The organism is Corynebacterium sp. HS2168-gen11 (assembly GCF_024834075.1).
In the GTDB taxonomy this organism is placed as follows: domain Bacteria; phylum Actinomycetota; class Actinomycetes; order Mycobacteriales; family Mycobacteriaceae; genus Corynebacterium.
Map to the genome: position 1 here is coordinate 150,160 of NZ_JANUXR010000006.1, position 12,697 is coordinate 162,856.

11 protein-coding genes are annotated in these 12,697 nt (G+C 48.2%); 5 read left to right on the forward strand and 6 right to left on the reverse strand.

The features are described 5' to 3' along the window. Nucleotides 1-138: 138 nt before the first annotated feature. Nucleotides 139-1,170, forward strand: a complete 1,032-nt coding sequence (locus tag NXS99_RS06020) for a methionine ABC transporter ATP-binding protein (protein WP_259287752.1) — start codon at nucleotides 139-141, stop codon at nucleotides 1,168-1,170. Then, nucleotides 1,167-1,847, forward strand: a complete 681-nt coding sequence (locus tag NXS99_RS06025) for a methionine ABC transporter permease (protein ID WP_259287753.1) — start codon at nucleotides 1,167-1,169, stop codon at nucleotides 1,845-1,847. Before NXS99_RS06020 ends, NXS99_RS06025 begins: the two co-directional genes overlap by 4 nt. Nucleotides 1,848-2,048: 201 nt before the next feature. Here NXS99_RS06025 and NXS99_RS06030 read toward each other — a convergent pair whose 3' ends face one another. After that, nucleotides 2,049-3,074 (reverse strand): sucrase ferredoxin, encoded by a 1,026-nt coding sequence (locus NXS99_RS06030; RefSeq protein ID WP_259287754.1) that lies wholly within the window; start codon nucleotides 3,072-3,074, stop codon nucleotides 2,049-2,051. 184 nt (nucleotides 3,075-3,258) lie between these two features. Between NXS99_RS06030 and NXS99_RS06035 the strand changes: the two genes are divergently transcribed. Further along, nucleotides 3,259-3,888, forward strand: a complete 630-nt coding sequence (locus tag NXS99_RS06035) for a hypothetical protein (protein ID WP_259287755.1) — start codon at nucleotides 3,259-3,261, stop codon at nucleotides 3,886-3,888. Nucleotides 3,889-3,904: 16 nt separating this feature from the next. On the opposite strand, the gene NXS99_RS06040 is transcribed toward NXS99_RS06035, so the two are convergent. Further along, a complete protein-coding gene (locus NXS99_RS06040; protein ID WP_259287756.1) occupies nucleotides 3,905-5,431 on the reverse strand; it encodes a DNA polymerase Y family protein in 1,527 nt (508 codons plus the stop codon). Between the two features lie 12 nt (nucleotides 5,432-5,443). After that, nucleotides 5,444-6,178, reverse strand: coding sequence for a hypothetical protein (locus NXS99_RS06045; protein WP_259287757.1), 735 nt, complete (start codon nucleotides 6,176-6,178; stop codon nucleotides 5,444-5,446). A 598-nt stretch (nucleotides 6,179-6,776) separates the two neighbouring features. On the opposite strand from NXS99_RS06045, the gene NXS99_RS06050 reads away from it, so the two are divergent. Then, nucleotides 6,777-7,976, forward strand: coding sequence for a PspC domain-containing protein (locus NXS99_RS06050; protein ID WP_259287758.1), 1,200 nt, complete (start codon nucleotides 6,777-6,779; stop codon nucleotides 7,974-7,976). 66 nt (nucleotides 7,977-8,042) lie between these two features. Here the strand turns inward: NXS99_RS06050 and NXS99_RS06055 are convergent, their stop codons facing one another. The 3 genes from NXS99_RS06055 to NXS99_RS06065 form a co-directional block, all read right to left on the reverse strand. Further along, the gene (locus NXS99_RS06055; protein ID WP_259287759.1) at nucleotides 8,043-8,498 is read right to left on the reverse strand and encodes an imm68 putative immunity domain-containing protein; all 456 of its coding nucleotides are present in this window, start codon (nucleotides 8,496-8,498) and stop codon (nucleotides 8,043-8,045) included. Between the two features lie 447 nt (nucleotides 8,499-8,945). Further along, entirely contained in the window at nucleotides 8,946-10,523 is a 1,578-nt protein-coding gene (gene guaA, locus NXS99_RS06060) for a glutamine-hydrolyzing GMP synthase (protein ID WP_259287760.1), read from the reverse strand. Nucleotides 10,524-10,592: 69 nt separating this feature from the next. Beyond that, entirely contained in the window at nucleotides 10,593-11,516 is a 924-nt protein-coding gene (locus tag NXS99_RS06065) for a LysR family transcriptional regulator (protein WP_259287761.1), read from the reverse strand. 98 nt (nucleotides 11,517-11,614) lie between these two features. Between NXS99_RS06065 and NXS99_RS06070 the strand changes: the two genes are divergently transcribed. Next, entirely contained in the window at nucleotides 11,615-12,556 is a 942-nt protein-coding gene (locus NXS99_RS06070) for a DMT family transporter (RefSeq protein WP_259287762.1), read from the forward strand. The last annotated feature ends 141 nt before the right edge of the window (nucleotides 12,557-12,697 follow it).

Sequence of the window (12,697 nt, forward strand, 5' to 3'; positions counted from 1 at the left end):
ATGTCTCATACGCTAGGCCCTCGCACTCATATCTGATTGCGGGGGCACTCGCACTCAATTTGATCGTAAGCACTCATCATTGATTGCAGAGGCATTTGCGCTGTTTACTCATCTGCAAAAGAAAAGACGTACCTTATTGTGACTGGAACACGAATCGAATTTGAAAATCTTGGCAAGGTTTTCCCTTCCAAGAAAGCTGGAGCGCCAGAAGTCACTGCACTTGATGGTGTTACACTCACTGTTGAGCCAGGTGAAGTTATCGGCATTATCGGATACTCCGGCGCTGGTAAATCTACCTTAGTCCGCATGATTAACGGTCTTGATACGCCAACGTCTGGCGCATTAAAACTTGATGGTGTTGATATTGTTGGCAAGAGCGAAAAAGAACTTCGCTCACTGCGTCGGAATATTGGAATGATCTTCCAGCAGTTTAACCTCATGTCCTCGCGCACCGCCGCTGGCAATGTGGAATATCCGCTCAAACTGGCTGGAATAGAAAAAGAAGAACGTCGCAAGCGCGTTGCTGAATTATTAGAGTTCGTTGGCCTTGCCGATCGTGGCAATAATTACCCAGAGCAACTTTCTGGTGGCCAAAAGCAGCGCGTCGGTATTGCTCGCGCATTGGCTACCAACCCAGCACTTTTGCTTGCCGACGAAGCCACTTCCGCGCTTGATCCAGAAACCACTCACGAGGTGCTGAATCTGCTGCGCAAGGTTAATAAGGAACTGGGCATTACCATTGTTGTGATTACTCACGAAATGGATGTTGTTCGCGCAATTGCCGACAAAGTTGCAGTGATGGAAGCCGGCAAAGTTGTTGAATATGGTTCCACCTACGACGTCTTTTCTGCTCCACAAACCCCAGTTGCGCAGCGCTTCGTTGCAACAAGCCTGCGTAACACTCCAGATGCCATTGAGGAAGAAGATCTCCTTTTCCACGATGGTCGACTCTTTACCATTAACTTGACTGAACACTCCGGCTTTTTCGGTGCAGCTGCCCAAGCAACTGCCGAAGGTGCCACAATTGGCATCGTGCACGGTGGCGTCACGACACTGCAACGTCACTCATTCGGCAAGGTTACGGTTCGTTTAACTGGACCTGATGCAGCAGTCGAGAAGTTCTACACCACACTGCAGCACACCACTGAAATTAAGGAGATCCTTTCATGACCACGCACATTCTTGCTGCCACGGATTGGTCTCGTATCAGTGGCACCTTCTACGAATCCCTTTATGACACGCTCATCATGGTCTCAGTTACCATGCTGGTCGGCGGTTTTTTCGGCTTGTGCCTCGGCATTTTGCTCTACACCACCCGCGAAGGCGGCATCTTAAGAAGTAAAGGTATCTTCACGTTTCTCAACGTGCTCGTGAACTTTATTCGCCCAATTCCATTTATCATTTTGCTGTCTGCATTCGGCCCATTAACGGTATTAGTTATCGGTAGCCAGATCGGTCGCGACGCTGCAGTGTTTGGTATGTCGATTGCTGCAACCTTTGGTGTTTCACGTATCGTCGAGCAAAACTTAGTCAGCATTGATCCAGGCGTTATCGAAGCTGCTCGCGCAATGGGTGCAAGCCCATGGAAGATCATTACCAGCGTGATCATCCCAGAAGCACTTGGCCCACTGATCATGGGTTATACCTTCGTATTCATCGCAATCGTGGATATGTCTGCAATGGCTGGCTACATTGGCGGCGGCGGTATCGGCGACTTCGCTATTGTGTACGGTTACCGCGCATACGACTTCAAGGTCATGTACTTCGCGGTATTCGTCATCATTATTTTCGTGCAGCTGGCACAACTGGTCGGCAACTATCTTGCCCGTAAAGTTATGCGACGCTAGCACCACCAGTTTCGTCACACACTTACGCTCTTCTGAGACATCTTATTTGTCGCAGAAGGGCGTTTGTTTTGTACAGTGTTTGTTTTTGATCAGTGTTTGTGTGAGCTGTTTGCGTTTTGCGTGAGCAGTGCAAGTTCTCAATCGTGTCAGCATACGTTCATATCTTTGCATGCAGGTAGCACGAATATTCAAGTCGTATGCTTATTCCATTGACACAGGTTTTATTGCGGTTGCAACCCATGATTGTTTCTGTTTCGCATCTGCACCACAGGAAGGAATAACACCAGAAACTTCTTGATATTCCAGCGTCACCTCGAATTGTCTACCATCAGCAAGTACGACTGTTGAATCAACGACTCGCACACTATTAATCGATGGTTGTTCACCTAACTCATATAAATATTCGCGTACAGCAATTTCTGCTACTTGCCCTTTTGCGTCCCAGATGCCACGCCCGCGGTTACCAGGCAAAAAGAGCTGATCATTACTTGCATGCGAATACACATCTTGTGATGCATGTGCATTAAGGCGACCGTAATAATATCCCCACGGAAATAACACCATACTTGGCGCAAATCTATGTCCTTTTGTATGACTACATTCCCAAATATGTGCCTTTGGATTAGCATGTACCAGAGTTTTTGCAATTGGACGTCCCTTAATCGCGCAACACCGATCGCGTTTTGCATGCGTACAGATCAAGAGGACTGGCTCATCAAGTATGGAAAAGCCACGATCTTGGTTTTTCCCTGGCGCAGAAAAATCCAATGCAAACAGCTCATCACGGCTCTGAATCATTGCATGCTCAACAATTGCCTCGTCGCAGAATACAATATAGGCATTCCATTCTAATTTTTCTGCATGTCCTTCCCGCCCAGGTTTTCGCAGCAAGTACATATGAGGCAGCGTTTGCAAACGCATCGTTTCTTCTGGAGTAAACGTCTCTCCATCAAAAATGTCATGGCTCCATGAACCTGTATATTCCAGCAAGATATAACGTGTTCCAACCCGAGAGCTTCCAGGAAGAAGTTCCTGCTGTGTATCCGAACATAATGGATTTAACGGCCGAAACCCACATGCTTCAGGCGCGAAAGGATCATAGCCCAAACTTTCTTGGGAGGAATGTTCGCTCTCAACAGGTGTATGCATAACAGGTGCCACAGCTGCAGTGGTCAAAGTTTCTGATGCGACAAACCGCGCATTCGAACAATGATCATAGGTTCCCATAACTGCCCATCATAAGTCAGCTTTGTATTTTAATCCATCATTTATAAGAAACCCTAACTACCATGTCTACTATTTTCAGATTCACTCAGTAGCAAACCTATAAAAGATTGCAATTTCACAACGATTATCACCAAAAGCTCTCATAAACTCCCAGATTCTTGTTACACAAGTTACTGTTGAGTTTATGAATACATCACAGGCAATTCTTTCCATCCGGCGCATTGGGGCACTCGTCTTCACCGTAGGCATAGCTATTGCCTTGAGTTCTTGTTCTGCTCCTGAAAATATCAAAGCTGCGAGCATTAGCAATGCAGTGAATACACTTACGACTCCAACATCTCAGGCTGCAACTGCCACCGATGCCGGTGTCGAAGCATTGGGTAAAGATTCCGTTGCCTTAAAAACGCAACGTCCTTCAACTCCTGCACAACTCGTCCCAACTGCCATGCGCGCTGGTAGTCACGCAGGTTTTGACCGTGTTGTTATTGAATTACAAGGAACTGGTACTCCTGGATGGTTCATTGACTATACGGACAAACCTGCTCAGCAAGGTTCGGGAAATCTCGTTGAATATATCGGAGATACTGCACTCGATGTCAATATCGATGGTACTGTTTTACCGTTTGAAATTGGTCTGGAAGATCCAACGTTAGCTCCAATTAAAACTTCCGGTGATATTGTGACACAGGTACAATCACTGGGAACTTTTGAAGGCCGCTCCCAATTTATTATTGGCTTGAAAGGTAAAGCTGCACCATATTCCGTGCAGGTACTTAACAATCCAACACGTGTTGTGATTGATATTCGACGCTAATGACAACAAGTATCAATCAACTATAACGAGCTTCTACACTCCAACGGTTTTCCGCCCATACTAATACCCACGCGTGTGGGCGACCGTCGGCATCTTCACCAACAACTTGCAATCGGGCACACGGATGTTCACCACTCCACCATTTTCCTAAAACAAACCACGGACCAGCCCAACGCGTGACAGTATATTCCTGTGTACCGCAGCATAATTTATACGGCTGTTGATCTAAGACGCCGGTACTTGTAATAGACACCGATGTTCCCGATTTTGTTAAGAATTGACATTGCACAGCAGGATATGTGATTTGTGCTGGTAGTGGCGCTACAAGCGCGCCAACACTTCGCTGCATATCACTGGTCGTATAGGATTCACCAAATGGTACAAACGTAATTCGATCTGCTACCCCTCTACCTAAAACGCTATAAGGCTGAACCACTTCTTCCATACCTAATAGCGATTGCACACGGGCTACAGCACGTAAAACTTCATGCTGCTGATAACATTGCCCAAACAGTACATCAGCCTGTGGATACTGACATTCCAATGGCAAAATGCAGATCTGCGTTATTCCTTCACATTGTGCATCTTTTCTTCGTACAGTCGTCAACCAACTCTCTAACTGCCAACGTACTCGATCCGCAATCGCACGTTCGTCTAATGCTGCATATGTTCGCCACGTTCGTTCTAAAATTTCATCGCCTATCATCACTTCTAGTTTGATGCGCATACACACCAGGTTTTGTGTGCGTAGTTTTTTCTGGAGTTTGACAGCCAGCGCACGTGCGGCAAACGTTGCACTATCTACACGTGTAATTGGCTCTTCCGGTATATATTGCACTTTTAGTACGGTATCGTGCGCGACTGCAGCAATGCCGCGAGGTTGATATGCCGTTGCGATTCGATAGCAATGCATACCTTCTGCACCGAATCTGGTTGCAATTGCCTTCGATCCCAATGCTACGAAATCTCCAAGCGTTGTCAATCCAACTTCGTGCCACAGTTGTACAATTGCTGGATCGCATCCTAAGACTGGTTCAGTGGCAAGCAATGCAAGAGGTTGTCGCACTAAAAAATCTTTCGAACCGCCAGGTGGCACCACTTGTAAGCTACGAGCAGCTAATACTGCAGTGAATACTTCGTCCGCAAGGCCTGCACAGCATTCACTTCCTTGTTTGGCAACCGCATTCATAATCAGTTCGGCAACGCGTTCTTCGCCTCCGTGAAAATTGGCCGCCACTTCAGCTTCAACAATTGCAAGTCCAGCACGCATGATCTCAACATTTGCAGCAATGTCGGCAACATAGGAAATAATGTCTGCAAATATTCGTTCGTCTCGTTCTTGATTATGCATCAACGTGGTAACTTCATCAGCCAACGCATGAACATGGCGTACTGACATTCCTCGACGAATCCCTCTCGCCCGGGCAACAGCATTACACACCCACACTACGTTTCGTTCGAGAATGACTATCGGGTCTTGTGCAGATACTTGTCCCGCTATCACCGCTGCTTGCACTGGCCAATCAGGAAACCATAAAGCCATGACACGCATGATTTACACTTCAGCGTTTGTTCGTGATACACCAAACCGATGCATGCTGGTGCGCAAGATGCCCCGCACTCTTGACTGCAGTGCAATTTCTATTTCTTGGATGCGACCTACCCCCTGACCAATACCTACAAAATCCACTATCTCAGCTTCAATTTTGGCAATAGCCACAGACGCATGCGTACCAACTAACAGTAGTGCAGCTTTCCCATGTCGAAGCTGTCCATTAACCACACGCATCTTAGATGGTGCAAGTTCATATTCCACCCCTTTATACACAATGACATCAACGCCTTCTGCTAATGCTCCAATAATCTTCAACCGCTGCGAGCCAGGATCGGGGATCACTAAAATTTTGGCCAGATCTCCTTGATTTTCCACCACTTCGGCATAACTAAGTTCTGGCCAGCCGATTACGGCGACATATGCACCGTGACGGGTCATATGCGAAATAATGTCAACCACCAGCGCCCCACATACAGGCAATTCCACAATCTTGGTCCGTAAAAGACGCTTCCCCGGCAAGAGCGCTTCAAAATAGTGCGGTACTGCAAGACGAAGATGTTCATCTTCATCTGCGATGCCACCTTCTTCAGATTGTCTGCGTTGAGGATGTGCAGATGTTTTCGATGTAAGTGAAAACATTTTGCGTCGTAACGCAGCGATCCGTTCATGTTGTGGCATTTCAGCTAATTGATCAGCATCCCACATTTTCAAGTCTCGAACACTTGTTTGATTCATGTCATTATTCAAATACTTTTCGCAACACTTGTCAATAGCAAGATATTTGCCCACTTCAGCGATATTCTTTAAAAACCGCGTGCAAATGGAAATAGCATTTGCTACGCTCTACGCCATGATCATTATTTACAAGACCAAGCCCTACCACTCACCTATTAGAATGCTCGTTCTAATACAATTTACGTTACGTATACCCACATCCATGAAAGTGTTTTGCAGTATGGCACCGCCGCATAACTTGTTCTTGCGCTAGCTTACGTAAGTTTGCGTTCTTATCATCACGCTCATGTGATGCATCCATATCAAGCTAGAAATAAAAACCGTATTACAACGACATCTTCATGACGACTCCGCAGAAATATCACACAATGCTGCCCTGGTTTTTATGGCTCAATGTCAAGTGGCTAAGAACGCTGCTTGCCATCGCTGTATTCTCACAACCGCTATGTTTGAGCGGGAGTGAGCTCAGTTCGCACTGGCTGTTTGCATGCAGGTACTCCTCGACGGGCATAGGGAATGTCCCTGATTTTTGTGATCCTCAAAAGTTCAGGGCAAACCCCTATAGTAAATATCCATCACGACAGGCACACTTATAGCTATGAACAACTCGTTTGACTCTCAGCGTCCGTATTCGCCACATAATGATAGTGATTCACAAAACTTTCAGTGGCGAGAAAAAGCTGAGGAAATCATTTTCATCGCGACGGACAAAAGTCTTTGGCGGAAAATGTGGGAAACTCGACCAGTTCGTATTCCTGATGACCAAGGTGGCGGATATATCGGCGGTATTTGTGAAGGTATTAGTGTTCGATACCAAATTGATCCATTTATTGTGCGCATCATGTTTGCGGCTTTTGCGCTTGCCAATTTCAATCGAGCGCTGGGCTTATACTTGGTGCTCTGGTTGGTCTTGCCTCGCTATACTGTGGAAAAATCACCGTTTGAGGTAATTCTTGGCCCAAAGGATCCTCGATATACCCAGGATCGTACGACTGCGATTATCTTGATTATTGTACTTATTCTCTTCGGTAGCAGTTCACTCGGTTTCAAGTATGCAACGATATCCGGGATTCTTGCACTGGCATGTATCGCAGGAATTTGGTGGTTTTTACACGCCCGAACACCACAACCACCACTTGGATTTTCTGCCGCAGCACTCTCATCAGCATCGCAACAGTCAACTGCGACTTACCCTCGAAACACGTCACGAAATAGGCAAACGAATTCGCAGCATGCAACCGTTGATACGACTATATATACCGCTGCGAAAGGTTTTGAGGATAATTTTCAAATATCGAAAGCTCCCAAATGGGATCCTCTTGGAACGGTCCCAGAATTGTGGAACTTGCCAGAACCACCAAAACCAGAACCTCAACCAACAGCAAAGCCTCGAAAACGCTGGATTCGTTGGGTGCTGATCTCAATTCTGATCATTGTTACGCTAGTGATCGCCACAGCAAATTCATTTATTTTCGCTGCTCATCATACCAAATTTAGCAATCAAGACTATGTCGTTTCGAAAGTCGAGCAGCTCAAATCAGAATATTCCAATTCTTTCGGTAATCTCACCATTGATTTCAGCCAATTGCCACAGATTCCTACCGATACAACCGTGGAAATCGGCAACTCGTTTGGCAATGTTGAAATTACCCTACCGAAACACTCGAATTACGTTCTGAACTGCGATACTTTTTCCGGCGAGGATAATTGTTACCCTGATAGCCTGATCATCAACCAAGATAAACCAGTGCTCACGATTTATGTGGAAAATACATTCGGAGAAATCGAGGTGAAATAGCTGCACGACAACGCGTCGTCAAGCATGCAATCCGCGCCAGGTATCACACGCACGGCGCGGATTGTCTTAATCGAGTTTCAAACGAACTTCCTCGACTAAATCCTCCAGCACCTGTACGTCTTCCTCACTCAACGACTCGCTGAAACGATATGCCTCCGGCATCAAAGTAAAATACTTCAGTGCCTGTGTGATCTGCGTCGATTCCTTCGAACTCGGCACAATGACAATCTCCGCACTCTGCTTGCCGACGCTTGCCAGGTCCAATCCAGTCGTGTTCGACTGCGCCAGCAAAATGCTCAAATCCAAAATCACATGGAACGCATCAGTAAAGTGATACCGCACACCTGCAATCGTGGCGTCCAGTTCAGCGTCGGTGTAATTGCCAGTCAGTGCCTCCAAGCCGAGTTCATGAAAAATCTCATGCAACTCAATTTTTGGAGTTTTCGTGGCCAAATACTCAATTAATGTGGCACTATCTGGAGTCCAAGTACCAAAATAATTTCCCCAATAAGTATCAATCATCACGTGCGCCTTTGCATCAAAGAATCAAATATCTGTTCACACGATAACGAGCGCACAATCATGTTCGCAACATATTGTCTACCGCCGCGAGGCACTGCCTGTCATCGAAGCTTGAAAATCCGCATCCAGCGTTTTCGTTTGGAGCCTACAACTGTACGCGCTGCGTTTAGCGTAGTCCCAGACCAACAGTAATAACGCAAATCGCGACAGTGCGATCTATGGACGGCGCAGCCAAAACAGCGGTGAACGACGCATAGCACTATGCAAAACGCCAAAAGCCTTCCACAATGATGGAAGGCTTTTTCCTTAATAGGGGGCGGAGACAGCCACGCCCAAACGCCCCTGCGAAACCCTCGCAACACAACGCACATCTCACGTGTCTTGCACATATTCGCAGCTTTACGAGCGCTTCTCGACGAGCTGTCAGTTAGCGTCCTACAACTGGCTTTATTCCCATTCGATGGTTCCAGGTGGCTTGGACGTGCAGTCCAAAACCACGCGGTTTACATCAGGGACTTCATTGGTAATACGAGTGGAGATTTTCTCCAGTACCTCATATGGCAAGCGGGTCCAGTCGGCAGTCATCGCGTCTTCTGATGAAACAGGTCGCAGCACAATTGGATGGCCGTAGGTACGTCCATCGCCTTGGACACCAACCGAACGGACGTCGGCAAGCAATACGACTGGGCACTGCCAGATTTCGGCATCCAAACCAGCGTTCGTCAGCTCGGTGCGCGCAATCAAATCAGCTGCACGTAAGGTTTCCAGACGCTCCTCGGTGACCTCGCCAATAATGCGGATACCCAAACCAGGGCCTGGGAATGGCTGACGATTGACAATCTCTTCAGGCAGACCAAGCTCGCGACCAACCGCGCGTACCTCGTCTTTGAACAGCAAACGCAAAGGCTCAACCAGCGTAAACTCGAGGTCTTCTGGCAAGCCACCCACATTGTGGTGACTCTTAATATTCGCCGTGCCAGCACCGCCGCCGGACTCAACTACATCCGGATACAACGTGCCCTGCACTAAGAAATCAACCGTCGAGCCCTCAGGCGAATCCCTTAATACGTCAGATACCGCACGCTCGAAGGAACGAATAAACTCCGCACCAATTGCTTTACGCTTCGCCTCAGGATCGGTCACGCCCTTAAGCTTCGACAAGAATGCTTCGCGCTCATCGACGGTGACAAGTTTCGCGCCAGTGGCAGCGACGAAATCTTGCTGCACCTGCTCGCGCTCACCAGCACGCAACAAACCATGATCAACAAATACGCAGGTCAAGCGATCGCCAATGGCACGCTGCACCAAAGCGGCAGCTACCGCAGAATCGACACCACCAGAGAGTCCGCAAATCGCGCGGCCGGTTTCGCCAACCTGGGCACGGACAGCGTCGATAAGCTCCTCAGCGATATTCGCAGGGGTCCAATTCTGTTCCAGACCAGCGACCTTCGTTAAGAAACGCACCAGGACTTCCTGGCCATGCGGAGAATGCAGCACCTCAGGGTGATACTGCACACCAGCCATGCGCTTCTCAAGATTCTCAAACGCTGCTACAGGAGCACCCTCTGAACGGGCAGTCACCGTGAAACCAGCAGGAGCCTCATGCACCGCATCGCCATGGCTCATCCAGACATTGTGGCGAGACTCCAAATCGGCATGCAGCACGCCGCCTTCAACAGTCACCTCAGTGCGGCCGTACTCACGATTACCAGTATTTGCAACGGTGCCACCAAGAGCATGCGTCATAGCCTGGAAACCATAACAAATACCGAACACTGGTACGCCCAACTCCAACATCTGAGCGTCCAACGACGGAGCGCCATCAGCATAGACAGAGCTTGGGCCACCCGACAGCACGATAGCAGCCGGATTCTTCGCCATAATTTCTTCAACGGTAGCGGTATGAGGAATCACCTCAGAATAAATTTTCGCCTCGCGAACACGACGCGCAATCAACTGCGCGTACTGTGCACCGAAGTCAACAACCAGTACCGGATTATGTTTAGCAGGAGTTTGATCAGTCACAGGAGAGTAGTTTACCCTGTCCGGCACATTTTCCCTATTAAGGAAATCACACCCTATTAAGAAAATCGGCTACGTATCCGCAACTTGGCTCAGTGCCAACCGAAATGCCTGAATCGACGGATGCAACTGACGGCCCGTGCGCACAGCCGTGAACAAGGTGCGCGTGGGATGCGTCGGCAAAGCCCGCACCGACACCTCATTTTGGGCATGTGTCAACACCAAAGAAGGCAAGATTGCAACCCCCATACCGGCACGGACGAGCTCGAGTTGGAGTAATGGGTCCGGCGTCTCCACCACTATTAAGGGATTTAATCCTTGCGTCATGCAAAATACCCGTTCCCATTGGCCCGCGACAGTGTCAGCTGGGTTTAGCAAAAACGGCACCTGCGCATAATCTTGGAACGTGCGAGCAACTGCAGGATCAAGCGCATATGTTCCATCGGTTGGTGTGACCAAAACCAGTGGCTCTTCGTATAGATCCAAACGATGCACGCCGTTGAAATCAACATTCGCTGCCAACGGCAACTCTTCACCGATGACGATGTCGACGCGTTCCTTTTTCAGCGCGAGCATGCCTTCGGCCACATCATATTGCAAAAACTCGAGCGTCAATTCGGGATGCAATTCCCTTAATCGGGCAGACACCAACGGCGCCAGCCCCACCAAAGCCGACTGAAACGCCGCGATCCGCAAATGCCCCTCCACAGCTTGCTGACTCGCAAGCACGGACATCGCCTCATCCGCCAACGTGAGCATCCGATCGGCATAATCGGCGAGAATTTTGCCTTTATCCGTTAATCGCAAACTGCGACCATTTTTCTCCAGGAGCGAATAACCGACGTCTTTTTCAAGGCGGGTCAATTGCTGCGAAACAGCCGAATGCGTCATTAAGAAAATATCGGCAACTTCGCTAATAGTGCCGTGATCACGAAGCTCGACGAGCATCCGCAACCTATTAAGGTTCAGTCGCGATCCCGAATGCTGCAACGGCATGCAACAACCTCCCACCTACAAAGTGTTAGCAATACTTACATAAACATTTTATAAATCATTGCTCGACTTACATATCAACATCGTAGATGATGTGTTTCATGACTTTCCCGCGCCCACGTTTGCATGCACTTGCACCACGACGCCCCCAGTTCACCCGCATTAGCGAATCTCCATTCCTTGGTGTGTGTTTGGTCCTGGCAGCAGTCGTATCTCTACAGTTTGGTTCCGCCTTTGCGACGCAGCTGTTTCCAATCGTTGGAACCTGGGCGACAACCTTTGTGCGTCTTTTCATTGCAGCACTTGTAATCGTGGCAATCAGCCGACCTAAAATTTTCCAATGGACTAAGGTTCAATGGCGCTACGTGCTTTACCTAGGCATATCGATCGGCATGATGAATGCATTTTTCTATGCCGGGCTGTCACGACTGAATCTCGCTACAGCAGTCACAATTGAGTTCATTGGGCCATTGACGCTTGCAGCGATTCTTTCGCGGAATGCCAAAGATTTCTTGTGGGTACTATTAGCGTTTATTGGAATTTTGCTCTTTGGTTTTGAGTCAATTTATTCAGCAGCTTCATTTGATCTCATCGGCGTGAGCTGTGTACTTGTAGCCGCCGTTTTCTGGGCTTTGTATATCTTGGCATCAAGTAAAGTCGGCGTACATGTTCCTGGCGTCGGTGGATTAGGTGTTGCCATGATCATTGGTGCACTACCGTTGCTGCCATTCGCAGCACCTGAATTACCGACACTTTTCCTTAATGCGGATCTTCTACTTTTAGCGATTGGGACATCCGTAATGTCATCATTGGTCCCATATTCCCTGGAATTCATTGCATTACGAATACTTCCCTCGAATACATTTGGTATTCTCATGGCGCTTGAACCTGTGGTTGCGGCAATTATGGGCTGGATACTCTTAAGTCAGCCAATTGGCGTGCTTGGTGCGATTGCGATTGTCTGCGTAATGTCCGCGTCGATTGGTACGACGCGCAAAGCACCGAAGCCAAAGACACGCATTGAAGAATCTGAATTCTCTTAATGGGTTTTGGGCAGGGCAAGTAGCCGGATAAAACCATCTCTACCCGGCTACTTACACCACACGCACTACACAGCATACACCCTACGACAACATCCTCGCAGCAACAGCCGCACCACTATGCACCTGCGCCGGATGCCGATT